The 19,166-nt window shown below is 41.8% G+C and carries 21 protein-coding genes and 1 pseudogene; 1 reads left to right on the top strand and 21 read right to left on the bottom strand.

Going from position 1 to position 19,166, the window contains the following annotated elements:
• Positions 1 to 49: 49 nt before the first annotated feature.
• The 10 genes and pseudogenes from panD to AC0VX1_RS16290 all read right to left on the bottom strand — a co-directional run bounded on the left by panD (position 50) and on the right by AC0VX1_RS16290 (position 8,083).
• The gene (gene panD / locus AC0VX1_RS16245) at positions 50 to 433 is read right to left on the bottom strand and encodes an aspartate 1-decarboxylase (protein WP_057276303.1); all 384 of its coding nucleotides are present in this window, start codon (positions 431 to 433) and stop codon (positions 50 to 52) included.
• A 24-nt stretch (positions 434 to 457) separates the two neighbouring features.
• Positions 458 to 1,306, bottom strand: coding sequence for a pantoate--beta-alanine ligase (gene panC / locus AC0VX1_RS16250; RefSeq protein ID WP_057276302.1), 849 nt, complete (start codon positions 1,304 to 1,306; stop codon positions 458 to 460).
• Positions 1,303 to 2,139, bottom strand: a complete 837-nt coding sequence (gene panB, locus AC0VX1_RS16255) for a 3-methyl-2-oxobutanoate hydroxymethyltransferase (protein WP_053535578.1) — start codon at positions 2,137 to 2,139, stop codon at positions 1,303 to 1,305. Before panB ends, panC begins: the two co-directional genes overlap by 4 nt.
• A 342-nt stretch (positions 2,140 to 2,481) precedes the next feature.
• Positions 2,482 to 3,462 (bottom strand): biotin--[acetyl-CoA-carboxylase] ligase, encoded by a 981-nt coding sequence (locus AC0VX1_RS16260; protein WP_034307941.1) that lies wholly within the window; start codon positions 3,460 to 3,462, stop codon positions 2,482 to 2,484.
• Complete coding sequence (locus AC0VX1_RS16265; protein WP_475467966.1) at positions 3,447 to 4,631, bottom strand: CCA tRNA nucleotidyltransferase; 1,185 nt, start codon at positions 4,629 to 4,631, stop codon at positions 3,447 to 3,449. The genes AC0VX1_RS16260 and AC0VX1_RS16265 overlap by 16 nt, the downstream gene beginning before the upstream one ends.
• A 13-nt stretch (positions 4,632 to 4,644) precedes the next feature.
• Positions 4,645 to 5,784 (bottom strand): N-acetyl-alpha-D-glucosaminyl L-malate synthase BshA, encoded by a 1,140-nt coding sequence (gene bshA, locus AC0VX1_RS16270; RefSeq protein ID WP_063590701.1) that lies wholly within the window; start codon positions 5,782 to 5,784, stop codon positions 4,645 to 4,647.
• Between the two features lie 7 nt (positions 5,785 to 5,791).
• Positions 5,792 to 6,502 carry a bacillithiol biosynthesis deacetylase BshB1 gene (gene bshB1, locus AC0VX1_RS16275; protein ID WP_057276299.1) on the bottom strand — a complete coding sequence of 237 codons (711 nt, stop codon included), beginning with the start codon at positions 6,500 to 6,502 and terminating at the stop codon, positions 5,792 to 5,794.
• Positions 6,486 to 6,911 (bottom strand): methylglyoxal synthase, encoded by a 426-nt coding sequence (locus AC0VX1_RS16280; RefSeq protein ID WP_328118643.1) that lies wholly within the window; start codon positions 6,909 to 6,911, stop codon positions 6,486 to 6,488. Before AC0VX1_RS16280 ends, bshB1 begins: the two co-directional genes overlap by 17 nt.
• An 18-nt stretch (positions 6,912 to 6,929) precedes the next feature.
• A complete protein-coding gene (gene dapB, locus AC0VX1_RS16285; protein ID WP_096337595.1) occupies positions 6,930 to 7,730 on the bottom strand; it encodes a 4-hydroxy-tetrahydrodipicolinate reductase in 801 nt (266 codons plus the stop codon).
• Positions 7,723 to 8,083: pseudogene (locus AC0VX1_RS16290) on the bottom strand (nucleotide pyrophosphohydrolase). Before AC0VX1_RS16290 ends, dapB begins: the two are co-directional and overlap by 8 nt.
• Positions 8,084 to 8,250: 167 nt before the next feature.
• On the opposite strand from AC0VX1_RS16290, the gene AC0VX1_RS16295 reads away from it, so the two are divergent.
• Positions 8,251 to 9,123, top strand: a complete 873-nt coding sequence (locus tag AC0VX1_RS16295; RefSeq protein WP_098937403.1) for a YitT family protein — start codon at positions 8,251 to 8,253, stop codon at positions 9,121 to 9,123.
• A 136-nt stretch (positions 9,124 to 9,259) separates the two neighbouring features.
• On the opposite strand, the gene AC0VX1_RS16300 is transcribed toward AC0VX1_RS16295, so the two are convergent.
• The 11 genes from AC0VX1_RS16300 to AC0VX1_RS16350 all read right to left on the bottom strand — a co-directional run bounded on the left by AC0VX1_RS16300 (position 9,260) and on the right by AC0VX1_RS16350 (position 19,137).
• A complete protein-coding gene (locus tag AC0VX1_RS16300) occupies positions 9,260 to 9,934 on the bottom strand; it encodes a zinc metallopeptidase (RefSeq protein ID WP_048681645.1) in 675 nt (224 codons plus the stop codon).
• 85 nt (positions 9,935 to 10,019) lie between these two features.
• Entirely contained in the window at positions 10,020 to 10,805 is a 786-nt protein-coding gene (ypjB, locus tag AC0VX1_RS16305) for a sporulation protein YpjB (protein ID WP_034307968.1), read from the bottom strand.
• Between the two features lie 119 nt (positions 10,806 to 10,924).
• Entirely contained in the window at positions 10,925 to 11,521 is a 597-nt protein-coding gene (gene lhaT / locus AC0VX1_RS16310; RefSeq protein WP_098186643.1) for a lipoprotein heptaprenylglyceryl N-acetyltransferase LhaT, read from the bottom strand.
• 177 nt (positions 11,522 to 11,698) lie between these two features.
• Positions 11,699 to 12,466 carry a menaquinol-cytochrome c reductase cytochrome b/c subunit gene (locus tag AC0VX1_RS16315; protein ID WP_034307972.1) on the bottom strand — a complete coding sequence of 256 codons (768 nt, stop codon included), beginning with the start codon at positions 12,464 to 12,466 and terminating at the stop codon, positions 11,699 to 11,701.
• A 56-nt stretch (positions 12,467 to 12,522) separates the two neighbouring features.
• Positions 12,523 to 13,197, bottom strand: coding sequence for a menaquinol-cytochrome c reductase cytochrome b subunit (gene qcrB / locus AC0VX1_RS16320; protein WP_034307974.1), 675 nt, complete (start codon positions 13,195 to 13,197; stop codon positions 12,523 to 12,525).
• 3 nt (positions 13,198 to 13,200) lie between these two features.
• The gene (locus tag AC0VX1_RS16325; RefSeq protein WP_057276295.1) at positions 13,201 to 13,707 is read right to left on the bottom strand and encodes a Rieske (2Fe-2S) protein; all 507 of its coding nucleotides are present in this window, start codon (positions 13,705 to 13,707) and stop codon (positions 13,201 to 13,203) included.
• A gap of 160 nt (positions 13,708 to 13,867) precedes the next feature.
• Positions 13,868 to 14,329, bottom strand: coding sequence for a YpiF family protein (locus AC0VX1_RS16330; RefSeq protein ID WP_057276294.1), 462 nt, complete (start codon positions 14,327 to 14,329; stop codon positions 13,868 to 13,870).
• A 161-nt stretch (positions 14,330 to 14,490) separates the two neighbouring features.
• Positions 14,491 to 15,042: a ReoY family proteolytic degradation factor gene (locus AC0VX1_RS16335; RefSeq protein ID WP_034307987.1), complete on the bottom strand. Its 552-nt coding sequence runs from the start codon at positions 15,040 to 15,042 to the stop codon at positions 14,491 to 14,493.
• Between the two features lie 41 nt (positions 15,043 to 15,083).
• Positions 15,084 to 16,355, bottom strand: a complete 1,272-nt coding sequence (locus tag AC0VX1_RS16340; RefSeq protein WP_413023420.1) for a tetratricopeptide repeat protein — start codon at positions 16,353 to 16,355, stop codon at positions 15,084 to 15,086.
• A 369-nt stretch (positions 16,356 to 16,724) separates the two neighbouring features.
• Positions 16,725 to 18,011, bottom strand: coding sequence for a 3-phosphoshikimate 1-carboxyvinyltransferase (gene aroA, locus AC0VX1_RS16345; RefSeq protein ID WP_057276292.1), 1,287 nt, complete (start codon positions 18,009 to 18,011; stop codon positions 16,725 to 16,727).
• A gap of 22 nt (positions 18,012 to 18,033) precedes the next feature.
• Positions 18,034 to 19,137: a prephenate dehydrogenase gene (locus tag AC0VX1_RS16350; protein WP_413011014.1), complete on the bottom strand. Its 1,104-nt coding sequence runs from the start codon at positions 19,135 to 19,137 to the stop codon at positions 18,034 to 18,036.
• Positions 19,138 to 19,166: the final 29 nt, after the last annotated feature.

Raw genomic sequence — 19,166 nt, forward strand, 5'->3', positions numbered from 1 at the left:
AGGGCCGGCACCTATATGCATGTTTCATGCACATGTGCCGGCCCTCCGCTTACATGATTGTAGCTGCAGGTTCGTTTGAAATTAAATCAATGATTTTATTGTATTCATCCATGATCGCAACTTTTGGTTTGTGATCTCCCAGTTTATCCTCAGAAACCATCACATAAGAAATGATTATCACGATATCATCCGGCTGCACCAGTCTAGCTGCCGCTCCATTCAAACACACGACACCGCTACCCCGTTCACCCGCAATCACATACGTTTCAAGCCTTGCACCATTATTATTATTCACGATGGCGACTTTCTCATTAGGCAAAATCCCTACCGCATCTATTATATCTTCATCAATCGTAATGCTGCCTACATAATTCAAATTAGCTTCAGTTACCCGTGCACGGTGGATTTTTCCATTCATCATCGTTCGAAACATCTCAATTCCCCCTGATCTTATGATTTATTCTATATATAAGGTGATATTATCAATTAGTCTTGCATGCTTGAACTTTACAGCCATTGCAATGATGATGTTTCCTGCCAGTGATTCAAGTGGTTTAAGTTCCGGGTATTGATAGACTTCAATATAGTCAATCACGCCACTTGTTTGGGCAGTAATATGTTCACTAATTAGAGCCGTGACGGTAGCTGCATTTCTTTCACCTGATTCAACCGCCTCTTTGGCCTTCAATAAACTTTGGTACAGCTCTTTAGCCTCCATGCGTTCTTGATCTGATAGGTTCACATTTCGCGAACTCTTCGCTAACCCATCTTCCTCGCGTACGGTATCTACAGCAACAAGCTGGATAGGGAAATTGAAGTCTTTGATCAGTCCATCTATCACGGCGACTTGCTGGGCATCCTTCTTACCAAAGTAAGCTCTATCGGGAAGGATGATATTGAAGAATTTCGTTAAGACTGTCGCTACACCATCAAAGTGTCCAGGCCTTTGTCTCCCGCATAAAACATCCGTCCTGCTTTGGACAACAACTTTCACAGATGGTTCTTCACCGTACATTTCATGGACTGTTGGATAGAAGAGATAATCCACTCCGCCATTGGCTGCGACATTTTCATCCCGTTCCAAATCCCGCGGATATGTTTCAAAATCCTCATTCGGTCCAAACTGCATCGGATTTACAAAAATACTCAATACCACAATATCATTTTCTTTGCGGGCCTTTTCCAAAAGGGTTGCATGCCCCTCATGCAAAAACCCCATTGTCGCTACATAGCCAATGCTTTTGTGATTGTTTTTTTCCTCTCTAAGTGCCAATTGCAAATCAGCTGCTGATGTAAAAGTTTTCATCTTTTTCCTCCGTAAAGTTCAGAAAGCTGCTCTTCCTTCATCGTGAATGTATGTTCTTCCGACGGAAAATCTTTAGATTTCACTTCATTCACAAAGCTTGTAATCGATTGGCCAATCAGTTCATTTGCATCTCCATAAACTTTTACGAATTTCGCTAGCCGGTCTACCCCATACTTGATTACATCATGGTAAACGAGGACTTGACCATCCGTTTCTGCACCTGCTCCAATTCCAATGGTTGGAATTTCGAGGTTCCGTGTGACGAGTTCCCCCACTTGATATGGAACACATTCAAAAACTACTAGCATCGCCCCTGCCGCTTCACACTTTCTCGCATCTTCCAAGAGTTGTGCTGCACTTTCTGCATCTTTTCCTTGCACTTTATATCCGCCCAGAACGCCGACGGATTGAGGAGTCAAGCCAAGATGGGCTACAACCGGGATGCCTGCCTTTGTCAATGCTGATATTTTTTCAACAACATCATCCGCTCCCTCGAGCTTCACGGCGTCCGCATGACCTTCCTGCATGATCCGGGCTGCATTCTTCAGTGTTTCATCCATAGATAGGTGATAGCTCATAAAGGGCATATCCGTCACGACAAATGTATTCGGTGCCCCGCGTTTTACTGCCTTTGTATGATGGATCATGTCATTCACCGTAACTGGAATCGTTGAGTCATACCCCAATACGACCATTCCTAAAGAATCACCGACTAAAATCATGTCTACACCTGATTGTTCGGCTAACTTTGCTGACGGGTAATCATAAGCCGTGAGCATGACAATCTTCTCTTGATTTTGTTTCATCTTCAAAAAATCTCCGGACAATTTCATTACGTTTCCTCCTTTTAATGGAGGAGATGAAAACATCAGCGAAAACTGGTGTCTATACATTCATGCGCAAAAAAAGGACTGACTAAAAAAGTATCTGTTTCGCTACGAAAAATGGCATGAAAAGCCACAATTCGATCAATAAACAGCACTTAGCTTTTTAGTCAATCCCTTTGTTTCATCAGAAGTTTCATCCCTCCGTCCCAGTCCAGTTCTCTGGATCAAGGCAGATTTTCAAATAATTTGGTATTTATGGGGGTGCAGTTCACATGAGATACTGCCCACTTGCATTATATCAAGCAAATTTGAAATTTTCTATTTAATTTTCACGAATTTGACAAAAATCTACTGAATTTCAATATCAGCAGAATATATGGAATGTACGGTACCTTTTCCGTCTTCGAGAAGTAAAACGCCTGAATCCGTTATGCCCAATGCTTTTCCGACAATCATGTCATTAACGGTACTGGCTTTGATTACCTGTCCAAGACTGATCGCATAACTCTCCCATAAATCCTTTATAGGCATGAACCCTTGATCTAAATAGAGTTCGTACAGATTTTCAAGACGAAATAATGCTCGTTGAATGACCTTGGACCTTGAAATCGTCCCTCCACTTTCTATGAGTAGGGAGGACGCTTTTTCCTGCAGTTCTTCAGGAAAATCCTCCAATTGCTGATTGATATTCATTCCAATTCCGATAATGACAGAATGGATTCTATCTGACTCCGCCTGCATCTCCGTCAGGATGCCCACCACTTTCTTGCGATTCACCAAAATATCATTCGGCCACTTTATCTGCGGCTTCAAATCAGTGGTATCCTCTATAGCCTGAGCTACAGCGACCGCGGCCAATAATGTAAGTTGTGGCGCCTCATGAATCGGAATTTTCGGTCTTAGGATCAGACTCATCCATATCCCGCTGAATTTTGGGGAATGCCAAGATCTCATTAGCCTTCCTTTGCCGGATAACTGCTCCTCGGCAACGACGAGGGTTCCCTCCTGAACGCCTTCATTTGCTAGTTGATGCGCAATTTTTTGAGTGGATTCAACAGTTTCCTGATAATGGATCATCTTGCCGATCGTTTTTGTTTCCAAGCCAAGTTGTATTTCGCTCTCGGACACTTTTTCCGGCGCCGATATGATCCGGTAGCCTTTTTTCCTAACAGCTTCGACATTATATCCTTCACTGCGCAGGTCTTCTATATGCTTCCAGACCGCTGTGCGCGAACAGCCAATGTATTCAGCAATTTCCTGACCGGATATAAACGCACCATCCGCTTTTGAGAGGGCTTCCATCAGCTTTGTTCTTAACTCAGATTGCATTTCACCAGCCACCTCTTAATTTCTTCTTTATCATTTCTTAATTCTTCATTCAAGACAGCTTTCAATATTTTTTCCAAGTATTCCTTGACCCATGGACCTGGCTTTTCTTGATGCCAAATCAATAGATCCGTCCCCGTGACGGCAAGATCCGACATTTGTTTTATAATAAGTCCATTGTAGCGTTGGTGTGCATTCTCTTCAGCATCCGATACATTCCCGGCATTCAGTGCAGCTCTGACTTTAGCAGCTTGTACCGTTATGCCATGACCTGCCTGAAATACATCGATGGCTGATTGTTTCTTACTCTTCACCAGCTTTATCGTACGTTGAACGTTTCTTATCGTTTTCAATGGCAGCTTCCATGCCCTCAAAGCCTCTTCGATTTCTTGATCCTTTGTGTGAATCATGATGATAGACCATATTTCTGCCGCATTCAGTTGATGAAGCGGCAGGTTCAGTAAGTCCATCAGATGATCTTTTTTACTTGAGAATAGAGGCAGGTATTGATATAATCCGCTTTCCAGCAATAGTGAGAAAGCCTTTATCTTATTGGAGCCGGCCGCTAGTTTCTCAAATTCAACCAGGATTCTTTCGACAGCGATTTCACTGATGTTCTGGGCGTTCTCTTTAAGGGAATCAAAGGTTTCTTGATCCAGTTCAAAATCAAGTTGACTGACGAACCTTAAAGCACGCATCATTCTCAATGCATCTTCATGAAACCTTTCATGCGGGTTACCAACTGTGATAATCCTTTTTTGTGCCAAATCGCGCTTACCATTAAATGGATCGATGACCTTTCCGGTCTTATCCATTGCTATTGCATTCATGGTAAAATCTCTTCTTTGCAAATCTTCGGTCAAAGAACGGACAAACTTTACGGCATCGGGCCTCCGAAAGTCCGAATACCCGCTTTCCGTTCTATACGTCGTAATTTCGTATGTACCCATATCCGTAATGACAAGCACTGTACCGTGGTCGATTCCGATATCAGCCGTATTAGGAAAAATCCTTTTGATTTCCTGGGGTGTTGCGGAAGTAGCGATGTCCACATCGTTTATTGTCCTGCCAAGGATATAATCCCTTACAGAGCCGCCAACGAAATAAGCCTCATATCCTGCTTCTTCAATCAATTCCAGAATGGGTACTGATTTCAAGAATAACCGATCCATCAGCGTCTCCTCCCTATTCCATGGATTTACCTTCAAGTGCTTGAATGTAGATGGCTTCATACTCTGACATAATCGTATCACTATGGAAATCAGTATTGGCCCTTTCCAGCGCAGCTTCAGAAAAGCGTTTATGTAAACTCGGGTCGCTTAAAAGTCCAACCGCTTTTTCAGCAACCATTTTGACATCTCCCAATTCACAAATATAACCAGTCTCCCCATCAACGATGACTTCAGGTATTCCCCCGATATTCGTCCCGATACAAGGAACTCCACATGCCATCGCCTCGAGCAGCACAAGTCCGAAACTCTCTTTTTCCGATAACAGGAATATCAAATCACTGATTGAATATAATTCCGCAAGGTTATCCTGCTTACCAAGGAACAAGACCGCATCATCGATTCCAAGATCTTTAGCCAATTTCAATACGGTTGTCACCTCCGGCCCATCTCCTACGAGCAGTAGCTTTGCAGGCATTTTCTTTTGAGTTAAATAAAACGCCTGGATGACATCTTTCACTCGCTTGACCGAACGGAAATTCGAAACATGTATGATCACTTTTTCATCTTCCCTGATTCCGTATTCATCCTTAAGGTAATCTGAATCGGATTTATGGTACTCTCTTTCATCAATGAAATTATAAACGGTTTTGATTTCCTTATCCGGCGCGATTAATTCGTGCGTTTGCTGAACAAGGGAATTAGATACTCCTGTAACGACATCTGATTGCTCTATGCCGAATTTAATCAAATTGGTCAATGAGGGATCCTGGCCCAAAACGGTGATATCCGTACCATGCAGTGTCGTTACGATCTTTACTTCATTACCTGACATCTGCTTTGCAAGGATCGCACAAACAGCATGTGGAATTGCATAGTGAACGTGAAGGATATCTAATTTTTCCCGTTTTACGACATCCGCCATCTTGCTCGCAAGCGCCAAGTCATATGGCGGATATTGAAAGACTGAATATGAGTTCACTTCAACCTGGTGATAAAAAATATTACAGTACATCTTATTTAAGCGAAAAGGGATGCTTGAAGAAATGAAATGTATTTCATGTCCTTTTTCTGCAAGCATCTTACCTAATTCAGTTGCTACGACACCAGAACCCCCAACTGTCGGGTAACAGGTAATTCCAATTTTTAATTTCATAAGATTATTATTCTCCTAACAAGTCGGCATCGATCAGTAACGGTTTTTTTGTCATGAATCCCTCCGCAAAGGCGACACCCACTTCTTTGCCAAACATCCGCTCCCGTGCCTCTACAGTCTCGATATAGCCATTAACTAACGGTGTTTCTACAGATACCTGACTTTTTTCGAATTGGCTCCCATATGCCCTAAGGCTATCCAGCTTTTTCGATATTGTAGACGTGATATCCACGACGAAGTCCGGTTTGTGAAACCCATTGATCATATAATAGTGCATATTTTGGATACGATGGGAACCCAGACCTTCTTCTTCCATATACTTTCTTACTCCTGCCGAAAAAACTGCTTCCTCGACTAATTTGGCACAGTTACCATGATCGGGATGGCGATCTTCCAAAAATGGTGCAAATACAAGTGCAGGTTTATATTGGCGAATGACCGTGATGATTTGGTTTATGTATTCCGCCTTCATGTATAGTCCCCTGTCGGGCAGATCAAGGGAAATCCTCTTCACCCCAAGGATTTCAGCAGCCTTATCGGCTTCCTCTTGCCGCAGTGGAACGGTTCCATTGGACGACATTTCAGCTTTTGTCAAATCACAAATGACAATTTTCCTGCCTTGTTGCACATATTTAGCGATTGTGCCACCCATACCGATTTCAACATCATCAGCATGTGCCCCGAAAGCCAGGATATCTATATTACTTTTGTTTATCATTTATCTCACCTTGTTTTTGCCGTAGTTTTAACCAGTCCATATACCCATGTTTCAAACCTTGTATGAGCACTTCTGCAGTGCCCATATTTGTTGCCAAGGGAATTTCATATACATCTGATAGGCGGATAAGCGCAGATACATCAGGTTCATGCGGCTGTGATGTCAAAGGATCGCGGAAAAATAGGACCATGTCCATTTCCCCGCGTGCAATCATTGCACCTATTTCCTGATCTCCGCCAAGAGGTCCTGAATGAAAACGATGGACAGGCAGTGATACTTCTTCCTTGATTCGTTTCCCAGTCGTACCTGTTGCAAATAATTCATGCTGCTCAAATACATCTTTATAGGCTGTCACAAATTGAATGATATCTTCCTTTTTCATATCATGGGCAATTAAGGCAATTTTCATCGTAAATCCTCCTGATCCCTATTCAATAATATTTTCCAAGCCGTATACAAGAACATCCAATTTCATGACCGTATCGACAGCAAGTTTGACTCCTGACATGAAGGAAGCTCGATTAAAGGAATCATGCCTAACCGTCAATAGCTCTCCATCACTTCCGAAAAGCACCTGTTGATGGGCAACGAGTCCCGGTAAACGGACACTGTGGATATGCATGCCATCTACATTTGCACCTCTTGCCCCCTGGATGGTTTCTTTTTCATTAGGGTGCCCCTGTTGTTTTGTTTCACGTACCGCTGCAATCATGTCTGCCGTTTTGGAAGCAGTTCCAGAAGGTGCATCCAGTTTTTGATCATGGTGCATTTCTATGATTTCCACATCCGGGAAATACTTTGCGGCCATTTGGGAAAACTTCATCATCAAAATGGCGCCAATTGCAAAGTTTGGCGCGATGATGCAACCAATGCCTTTTTCTTTTGTCAATGAATCCAGCTTTGCTAAATCTTCTTTTGTAAAACCAGTCGTTCCCACTACAGGGCGGATGCCATGATTAAGTGCCGTTTCGGTATGGAACATGCCCACTTCCGGTGTGGTCAAATCGATCAATACGTCTGCCTCTACAGAAGAAAAGCATTCATTTATATCAGAAAAAACCGGTGCTTCAATCCCGTGAAAACCTTCTATTGCGGAAAGGCTTTCCCCGTTATGCTTGCGATCTATGACAGCTGCCAATTCAAACCCTTCTGTCCTATGTACAAGCTTCACCGCTTCATTTCCCATTCTGCCCCGTGGACCTGCTACAATCACTTTCACTTTACTCATCTTTACCTTCCTCCTCCATTTCCTCTTCTTTTCTTGTCCATCTATCTTTATCGCGGGTTGTGAATTTTTCCATGACCAAATCATGCGAGTTTTGAAGATCAATCCCTAAAGAATTGGCAAAACAAATCAACACAAAAAGCATGTCCCCCAATTCCGCTTCAATGGTATTCTCTTCCTCTGTCGCCTTCTTTGGTTTTTCACCATGGTAATGATTGACTTCCCTAGCCAATTCCCCAAGTTCTTCAGAACATGCGGGCGAGCATGGCCAGAGGGCTGAAATATCCTTCTTTAAATTGTCCTATGTATCGGTCGACTTCCGCTTGCATTTGTTGGATCGTCTTTTGCTTTTCCATATGAGTCACCCATTCTTGATTTTCGTTTTCAAACATCATACCTTCTCCATGTTAGCTAAAAGTGAAACAGATGACAACAGATACGTTTGGAATCAAAATTGCCCATAATTGGTTAATTAGTTATAATAAGTAAATTAATGCTATGCAAACCTTTGGAGGTATGGGACATGCTTTTGGGCTTAAAATTGAAAAACATCATATTTATCCTTTTTGGGGCTGGAATATTCGCTTTTGGCCTTGTGCATTTTAACATGCAGAACAACTTGGCCGAGGGCGGATTCACTGGCCTCACCTTGATTATATATCAACTTATCGGGATAAATCCTTCTTATTCTAATTTGATTTTGAATATTCCCTTATTTTTAATTGGGTGGAAATATTTAGGGCGCACATCTTTCTTTTATACGATTATCGGAACGGTTGGCCTCTCCGTTTGGCTTTGGGTTTTCGAGAGATACGAATTTGAAATCAATCTCGGTAATGATTTGATGCTTGTGGCATTGTTTGCCGGGGTCTCGGTTGGTGTCGGGCTGGGCATCATTTTTCGTTACGGCGGTACAACAGGCGGAGTGGATATCATTGCCCGTTTTGCTCATCGTTACTTAGGGATTGGCATGGGTCGGACCATGTTCATCTTTGATGCCGTCGTCATTGGCCTGTCCATCCTTACATACCTGGATTACCGGCAAGCGATGTATACCCTCGTTGCCGTTTTTATAGGTGCCCGAGTAATCGACTTTATGCAAGAAGGAGCCTATGCTGCTAGAGGTGCAATGATCATTAGTGATAAAAACAAGGAAATTGCCGAAAAAATCATGAATGATATGGAGCGGGGCGTAACTGTATTAAGGGGCTATGGGTCCTTTACACGCAATGACCGGGAAGTCCTCTATTGTGTTGTTGGGAAAAATGAGTTAGTCCGCTTAAAAAATGCCATAACTTCTGTGGACCCTCATGCGTTTGTATCAGTCAGTGAAGTTCATGACGTATTGGGTGAGGGCTTTACCCTTGATGAGAACAAGAATCCCATTGAAAGGTGATCCATTGACTGTACATACCGATTGAATGCAACCCTTATGAATGTTTCCCTGTCCAACTGAATTTTATTAGCAATGTGCAGCAAATACTCTTAAAAATGAAAAAAGGACCCCATCCCAAGATGGTGTCCTTTTCTCATTAATCTTCTTCCCTCATTCCTGTATACATAAGCAGAAGACGAACTAATTCCAGTACGGCTACAAGAGCGGCAGCAACATAAGTCATCGCAGCGGCACTTAATACTTTTTTCGTTTCCCGTTCTTCATCGTTGCGGATGACCCCGGCGGAAACGAGTTGATCCATCGCCCTAGAAGAGGCATTGAATTCAACCGGCAGGGTAATCACTTGGAACAATACAGCGGCTGCCATAAATACGATACCCGCCAATAGCAACCCAGGAATTGAAGCTAACATCCCGATTAAAATCAAAATCCAAGATATGTTAGAGCCAAAATTAGCTACCGGTACTAATGCATGACGGAAACGCAAGAATGCATAGGCTTCTTTATCTTGAATCGCATGTCCAACTTCATGGGCTGCTACCGCTACACCGGCAACTGAATGGCCGTGATAGTTATCCGATGATAAACGCACCGTTTTATCCCTTGGGTCATAATGGTCCGAAAGCATTCCAGGTGTCTCTTCGACCCTGACATTGAACAGTCCATTTTGATCTAAAATGGCCCGCGCCGTCTCAGCACCGCTCATACCGGAAGAGGCCGATACCTTTGAATATTTTTTATATGTGCTTTTCACTTTCATTTGTGCATAAATCGGGATTAAAATGATAATCGCCAAATAAATGAAATACATGGTATCCTCCTATAACTATTATTACTCTTAATTCTATGGATTGAAGGCAACCGTGTCAAATATAGTGTTCTCTTCCCCTGTCTATTTAATCATTATGTTCTTTCCTTGGTTTTTCCCTATCACCTTTATATTTTCTCCAGCCTACATAAGAAAGCGTCATGATAATGATTGAGCCTGTCGATATGATGACCCACCAAAGGGAAGGATCTGCATCATCTTCACCCATATCATCAAAAATGGAAGTTAGTTCGTTTTGCAACGCATCCAGTTCCTTCTGACTTTCTCCATCACTGATTACCTCCGGACGGTATTGGTTGATGTATTGAATCCTCGTGTCCAGTTGCTGCATCGTTTCTTTAGAAAGGTCAACTTTCAAGCTTGGATATATCATTTCATATTGTGATAGGAATAAGTTCAATTGGCTATTGAAGGTAATTGTGTCTTGATTGATCGCGGCATTCTTTGTCTGCTGGAAAGAATTCATCATTTGATCCTCCATCTCTGTCCAAAGAGGCTGATGGGTGGACTTGACCGCATCAACAACAAGCCGGAACTTTGTAACAGAATTAACCTTTTCGGAATCTCCCTTGTTCATATCCTTTATTGTCATCAACGCCTCATTATGAGCTACAGTGATAATTCGAAGTTCGTCCATGTCAAGGATCTGCTCTTTCGCTGTCTCTTTTAAAAACCGGTCAGAAAAAAACGTCAGCATCTTTTCCGAATCTCCATATCGCTTCAACTTGGTCATTTCCAAGGCTCTATCGGAAATGTTATCTAATTGCTCCAAACTTGAAGAGGATTCTGCATAGACAGGGAAATGTAAGACGACAAATAAAACAGCAATGGTTAATATGAATTTTTTCAACATGCTACTCGTCCCTCCTCATATCTCTACTAAAACGATATGAAAGAAAAAACATGAGTAGACCTCGTTCATCATAAAAAAGTTAACCCTGCTTTTACAAAGCTGTATTTAAAGTTAACTTTTTAATGGATGAAGGATAGGGTGGTCCGCTTTTTTCTATATCCAAAGTACCAGCCGACAAAAATGGATAGTATACTGAGCCAAAAAGTGAAATAACCTATCGAATTCATAAATACCAATAAATCACGATAAATTGGCATCATTTCGAAAACATAATCGATTATGTCATTATGTATGGTCCAAATCCCTGCCACTATCAAATGCCAAGGTTTTATTCGATAAAATGGTGCATATAATACCCCTTGTATCGCCATCCCCAAATGAGAAGCCATTAACATATAACCTTCCCATGGCAATGAACCGGTTGTCACGAAGGTCATCAAATTCATTGCAACCGCCCATATTCCATATTTGAATAGTGTTATGATCGCCAACGCTTCCATAAGTCCGAAATTCCTTCTTAACAGGAACCCCAATAAAACAAATACAAAAAACAGGCTAGCTGTCGGGCTGTCCGGAACAAATGCCAAAAAAATCGCCGGAGTGTTTTCCAATTGACTACCATACCAATAATATCCATAGGCAGTACCGAATATATTTATTAATAATAACAAAGCGAGCATTTGCCGGTTTGCAAGCAAACTGTAAATAACATTCATTCTTTTACCCTCACTTACATTCTCAAGTATATTCATTTTACAGGCCATCAACCAGAAAACCAAGTATTCATTTCAAATTCCTCTCATATACGCTTCAATTTACCAATAAAAAAGCCGACAACCGTAGTCGTCAGCTTTATTTGCAGCCTATGAAAGAAATTGAAGTTTATGGCTATATTACTTTGTCGATAAACCAGATACAAATTCAGCTAATGTTTTCAGTTCTTCATCTGTACCTTTGAACATGCCAGCTGGCATGGCACCCTGGCCTTTGACTGCGATTTTAGAAATTTCTTCTGGCTTCAATCCAGTGTCAATTAAGCTTGGCGCTCCTGCTCCACCAGTTAATTCTGCTCCGTGACAGCTAATACAGCCATTAGAATCCATCAGTTTATACCCATCGCTCTCTTTATCAATGTCTGCACCTTCCACGATGGCTCCTTGCTTCTTGGAAGCTTCCCAATCGTGATGGGCTGCGGACTCCCATGTTAGATAGAAAACGCCGGCCATTGCCAATAGCATGAAGCCTACAGCAAAAGGACGTTTCGCCGGGCTCCGCTCTGGACCACGATCTAGAAAAGGTGCCAAGAGCAACGCTCCGAAAGCCAAGCCGGGTATTACCATGGACCCGATAGCATTATAAGGACCTGAAGCATAGGTATACTTAAGTAATTGGTAAAGGAATAGGAAATACCAGTCCGGCAGCGGAATATACCCTGTATCTGTTGGATCTGCTATCCTTTCCAATGGTGACGGATGTGCGATTGTCAGGCAAAGGTAGCCTACAAGAAATACAGCTCCTACCATCCATTCTTTTAAAAGGAAATTAGGCCAAAATGCTTCAGTTTTCCCAGGATATTCTGAATAATCTTTCGGAATATTCGGTTTACGGTCCGCGGAGATACGCGAGTCACCTACGAATTTCATACCTTTCCCACGATGCATTGAACAATTCCCCTCCTTTATGAAAAGGTTTTTTTGGTTTTTGGTTCACCATTCTTTTATAGCGGACCTGAAATACCTTGTTTTCGGATCATCAGGAAATGAGCCGCTAGTAAAGCAAATAATGCTGCTGGCAGGAAGAATACATGAATTGCAAAGAATCGTGTCAATGTCTGTGCTCCAACGATGGTTGGATCTCCTGCTATCAATGTCTTGAGTGCCGGTCCCATCAACGGTACCGATTCGACAATTGTCAACGTAACTTTCGTTGCGAATAGCGCTTTCATATCCCATGGCAATAAATAACCAGTCAAGCCTAATGCCAGCATGATGAAGAAAATCAATACGCCGACCATCCAGTTCAATTCACGCGGTTTTTTGTAAGCTCCCTGGAAGAAGACACGAAGAGTATGTAAAAACATCATAACGATAACTAGACTTGCTCCCCAGTGATGCATACCACGGACAATTTGACCGAAGGCAACTTCATTTTGCAAATAATAAACAGATTCCCAAGCGTTTTTAATGTCCGGGACATAGTACATCGTCAAGAACATGCCTGACAAGATTTGGATGACCGTAATAAAGAAAGTTAACCCACCAAAACAATATACGAATGCAGAAAAATGATGTGCGGGGTTAACATGTTCAGGAACCTCATGGTCAGCAATATCCCGCCATAACGGCGTAATATCTAAACGCTCGTCCACCCAGTCATATAACTTTGTTAGCAATGTTTACGCCTCCCCGTGCGGTTTTAGTTGACCCAAATAAAGTATTCCATCTTTTTCTTTCGTGTCAAAGACATCCAATGGTGAAACTGGCGGTGTCCCTTTCACATTCACCCCATCTTTCGTATACCTGCCGTAATGGCAAGGACAGAAAAATTGATTCGGATTAGTCTTATCCGTATTCCACCCTACCGTACAGCCTAAATGTTTACAGATTGGAGATAAAGCAACGATCTTACCATCATCCGTTTTGTAAACCCAAGCTGTATTTGTTTCTTCAGACTCATACCACCCATCGACCTGTTTAAAACTAAAGTCGACACGGGTTGGTTCGGTAGTGAGTTCACCTACCTTTTGCTTAGTTGCAACGTAATCCCCGCCTTTATCAGCTGATAATACAGGATCAATTGCAAACCTAACCATAGGCATCAACATACCGGCCGCCATAAATCCACCAACGCCAGTAAGTGTGTAATTAAGGAATTGACGTCGTGAAACATTATGCTTGCTCATGCGTTTTCCCCCCCTCTATTACTATACTGAGAGCCCAAAGGACCAATAAATAGCGACACTATAAAACTAGGACATTTCCATGATATCTCAATAATTTACCAAGGTCAATATTTGTAAAACCCAAAAGGTGGCAACTATGTGTCAAATAATGCGAAAAATCCTACTTTTTTTCATTTTTCCAATTATAAGAGAAAATATCAAGGATTTGGATAACTTGCTGGTTAATCATTTCCCTTGCTTGTTCAATTTCAAGCCCCTCCAAGGGAATGGCAGGAATCCATACTAAATTATTTTCTAATTCCCGCTCTTCTTTTTTCCACTCGAAATCCGATGTAAGAAAGAAAACATGCTCGAAATTATTTTCTTTCACTTCATTGGCCCAACGCTTTAACCGTTCAACCTTATCCATTTCATCGCTTAAATAATGAAATGTCGGCAATAAAAGAATTCTACCTTTCATCTGCTTTTCAATTTCCAAGCTTAAAATGGTAAGAAATTCATTCATTGAGCCCGTTTGCTTCATTTGCCCTTTAAAAGATAGGGGAACCAAAGGAATCAAAACGGTATCCACATACTCTTTTGATTGCATATACATGTCAAGATCTTTTGCTGTCCATTTCATGTTTTTTCTTCACTCCCGATTTTTGAATCAACTCCTTATCATTTTACCATTATTTTTATAACATCTTTACCATATACCCATAGTCTTTACAAAAATGTGGATTTTATCAATGTTTTATAAAAAATAAAAACCTTTCCTGTTTAAGGAAAGGTCAATTTATTTCATCCAAGTACTTTCAATTGATTCAATTGTTCGGTTAAATCCTTAAATGCTTGTTCATCATGCTTATCAAGTGCTTCATCGATTTCCTTAAGAAGACGGTCCCTTTGAAAATACAACATGCTTCTTTCTAAAAATTGTTCAGCTAGCAGCTGATCTTTTTCATTCGATGCCGTCGATTTCGGCATGAAGGGATTATGCTCGAGTACCGCTGCATATTGATAGGAAGAGTAAGACGATTTAAAATTAAGCTGAATATAAATGTCTTCGTCCCGATTTAAACGGATATCATGAAAAGATTTCTCTGCATCGGTCGTCATGATATTGGACTTATAGAACCTGAAAGGGACCTCATCCACACAATGTGTCGACATGATCAGTCCACGTGGGCAATATTGTGCATTTTCTACAAAATGAACCTTTTTCATCAGTTGATCATGACTCATTAAGTAATTCAATATCCACACGCATTCTCTTCGTTTCAGTTGATAATGATTTAAGAACCACCGAATAAAATCCTTCTTCTCATTCACAGAAACAGGGGCAGCCACCATGAATTCCCTCCTCTGTCTTGATTTAGTTTTATTTCACTTATCTACATTTCCTCTGTGCTTTCACCTAGCCGCTCCAAGATCATTGCATACTCATCATTCGCCGGATTCATCTCAAGCAGCTTATTAAATACTTCTCTAGATGTGGCTCTGTCTCCTTCTTCAATTAAAAAGAAACCATAATCTTCAAGGAAATCTTGATTGCTCTTGAATGAATTATATGCTTTATGATAGCTGGTTAATGACTCTTTAAATTGTTCGGTATGCTGATAAGATACAGCAGCAATCCAATCAAACTGAGGATCATCCTCTCCATATCGCCTTACTTCACCTATACACTCCAATACATCTTCATACCTTTCTTGGTGCATATACAATTTCAAAAGGGTGAGTGCAGCTTCCAGATATCCCGGATCAATGGCAAGTGCTTCTTTAAATAGATTTTCAGCCTCTTCGTCAAGCCCGCTTTTCAAGGCTATTTTACCACCGAAGAAGTAAAGTTCCTTATTGAATTCATCAGCATTGATTCCTTCTTTGACCGTTTTCAAGGCATTTTCGAGATCTTCAAGATGTTCATAACTCTTTGCCAGGTACAAATATAGTGAATGATATTCATGATCTAATTCTTTCAGTTCAATAAACTTTCGTACGGCTGTCTCATAAAGACCTGCCTGAAAAGCAGTAAATGCATATTCAAATAGAGTATTGATTTCAAGTCCGTCCTTCAAGGCCTTCTCAAAGTGCGGAAGGGCCTCCTCGAACTTGCCCGAGCTGCTTAATGCTTCAGCAAGCCTCTGATTGACATTAACACCAGCGATTTCTTGTTCCTGTTCCAAAACCTTTATGTAATTTGCAATGGCTTCCTGATCCCTGCCTTGATGAAAGAACAGTTCAGCTAGTGCAAAATCAATGATGATCTCATCTGGAAGCATTTCCTTAGCCTGCAGTAATTTCCGTTCGCTGACCTCATCCATCCCCTGCAATTGATAAAGGTCCGCTTCCAAAAGCAAAGCACTTGGATACACTTCATCATCTGCACTTACTTTTTCAAGCATCAGCATCGCTTCATCTTCCTGGTCCATATCAATTAGGATTTCCGCCAACGAAACAATCAATTCTCCTTCATCGGGATAGAGTTGCAGCAGATGTTCAAAAAGATCCTTTGCCTCTTCCGCAAAGCCAAGCTGGAGCATTTCTTCGGCCAGCAATAAAATGTCCTCTGCTGACTCTGATGATTTAATTCGATTTATATGTTTAAGAGCTTCTGTTAATTCCCCTTTTTTTAAATGCTGTATAACTTGTTCCACTGTGTTCATTGTTGAATCCTTCCTTTTGCATGATAGACTTGGTCCCTAGTCATACACACTCACGCCATAATGTAACATACTCTGCCATTAAGAACAAAATACCTTGTAATCGCGAGATGCATAGTAAACAGTATTCATTAGTTTACCATACTGCAGCCTTGTATTCCATCGATGAAGTCCCCTCCCATTCTCATTAAAAAAAGGTTACTAGTTAATTCTCCATGCTACGGTAAATCTCCTTTTTGATCTTGAACCCCTTTTTCATTATTTTCATGATCAATTCAGGTACAAAACACCCCTGATGTTAGCGCTTTCAACACTTTTAAGCATTTAAAAAAAGTTTACAGACCAAATAAGGTATGTAAACTTTTTTTAAATTTACTTTATCAATTGCGTCAAATGCCCAAAAAATTGTGGATATGATACATCGATGGCATCAGGGTCGGCAAGTTCCACTTCCCCATCCGTTATCAAAGCCGCTACAGCAAGCATCATCCCGATACGATGATCCCCATGGCTTGTAACCATACCTCCATTCAGGGCTTTACGGCCTTTGATGATCAATCCGTCTGCTGTCGGGGTTATATCTGCCCCCAGAATGGAAAGCTCATTTGCAACAGTATCAATTCGATTCGTCTCTTTCACTTTTAATTCTGCTGCATCCTTGATCGTCGTTATCCCTTCTGCCTGTGTCGCCAGAAGTGCAATTACCGGTATTTCATCGATGAGACGGGGAATTAAATCACCGCTGATGGTCGTTCCTTTTAATCGGGAGCTTCTGACCGTGATGTCACCTGCAGGTTCTCCCTCGCTCGTCTTCTTCTCTATCGTGATATCAGCCCCCATCGATTTCATGACTTCGATGATTCCAGTCCTTGTCGAATTAAGGCCCACATTCTTTAATACCACTTCACTATTTTCCGTAATCGCTGCAGCCACCATGAAGAAAGCTGCCGAAGAAATATCACCCGGCACATGGATGGCCGTCCCTTTGAAGACTTGATTTCCGCTTACTTTAATCGTATGGCCGTCCTTTTCGATTTTACCGCCAAACTCCTGGATCATTCGTTCTGTATGATCACGGGTCTCTTCCGGTTCGATAATGATCGTTTCACCTTCTGCCTGTAAACCGGCCAAGATTATCGCAGATTTCACCTGTGCACTCGCTACAGGCAATTCGTAGCGAAACCCTTGTAATTTGCCTCCTCTTATGGCGAGGGGGGTATATTCGGCTCCTTTTCGGCCATCAATGGTTGCTCCCATCTGACGTAGAGGGTTGACTACCCGGGTCATTGGACGTTTGGCTATCGATTCGTCACCTGCCAAAACGGCTGAAAAATCCTGTCCTGCCAATATGCCCATCATTAACCTGATCGTGGTACCAGAATTTCCGACATCCAGTACTGATTCAGGTTCCTTTAATCCATTAAAACCTTTGCCTTCAATTTTAACGTGCTGGCCATCTTGTTCAATATGGACTCCAAGCTGCTTAAAACAGGAAATCGTACTTAAACAATCAGCTCCTGGCAGAAAATTAGTTACTGTCGTTTCCCCTTCGGCAAGGGCTCCAAACATTATCGAACGATGGGAGATCGACTTATCTCCAGGTATGGCAATCGAACCACGCAATGTTTGGATTTTTGTTTGTAATTTTTTAGTATTCATAAAACCATCCTTCCCTATATTATTATGCCAGGATCGTTTCATAATCTGTATGTCTTGAAATACACTCCGCAGCTTTTATGCGATCAACATCCGTTTGGAAACTGATGACCAGCACACCGTATATCTCTTCCCTGGTTTCAATGATCCTTATGTTTGTAATGCTGATACCTTCTTGTGCCAAATATCCGGTAATCTCAGAAATTATTCCGGCATAATCCGGTATATCGATATATAAATCATAAAACGCTGGTATGGCGCCTTTCGCATGTGTCGGCAAATCATCCCTGAAAATCTTGGCATCGGTAAAGAATCGAAGGATTTCTTCACTTTCTTCATTCGCAACCAGACCTTTTATATGCTCCATTTCATTCAGCCAATCATTCATTAATTCAAGCAGCACATCCCGGTTATGTAACAAAATGTCACGCCACATTTCCGGACTGCTTGAGGCGATTCTGGTAATATCCCGGAATCCACCTGCTGCGAGCCTTGAAATCAACTTGTTTTCCTTACTGTAATTTTCTGCCTGCTTAACGAGCCCTGATGCGACAATATGCGGAAAATGACTAATGACCCCAGTCAGCTTATCGTGTGTGGCAGGACTAACAATAAGAAAGTTAGCTCTTGTCCCCTGCAGCCACCCTTTCAGCTGCTCAACTTTTTCTTCTTTGATGGTTTCCCCGGGAGTAAGCAAATAAAATGCATGTTCGAATAAATGTAATTTGGCTGCCGCAGCGCCGCTCTTATGGGAACCAGCCATAGGGTGCCCCCCGATGAAGGCCACCCCTTTATCTATCAATGGTTTCGCTGCCTTAACGACTGTATCCTTCGTACTTCCTGCATCAGATATGAGCACATCACTTTTCAAATCCATATCAGCCAATTGAGCTAAAATCTTCACGGTTTCATTGACAGGCACAGCAAGTAGAATCAAATCAGCTTCACATGCTCCCGCTTCCAAAGATGATACAGAATCATCAATGATCCCCAATAGCATCGATAGTTGAATATTCTTTTCACTTAGGTCCATACCAACAATCACGGCTTCAGGATGTGCATGGCGTACAGCCATGGCCAGTGATCCGCCTATTAGACCTAAACCTATTACAAAAACCTTACCCTTCACTCTTCTCTCCCCCGCATCTTTTATGCTCC

The sequence above is a fragment of the Peribacillus sp. QJM3NY_7 genome (genome assembly GCF_056173225.1).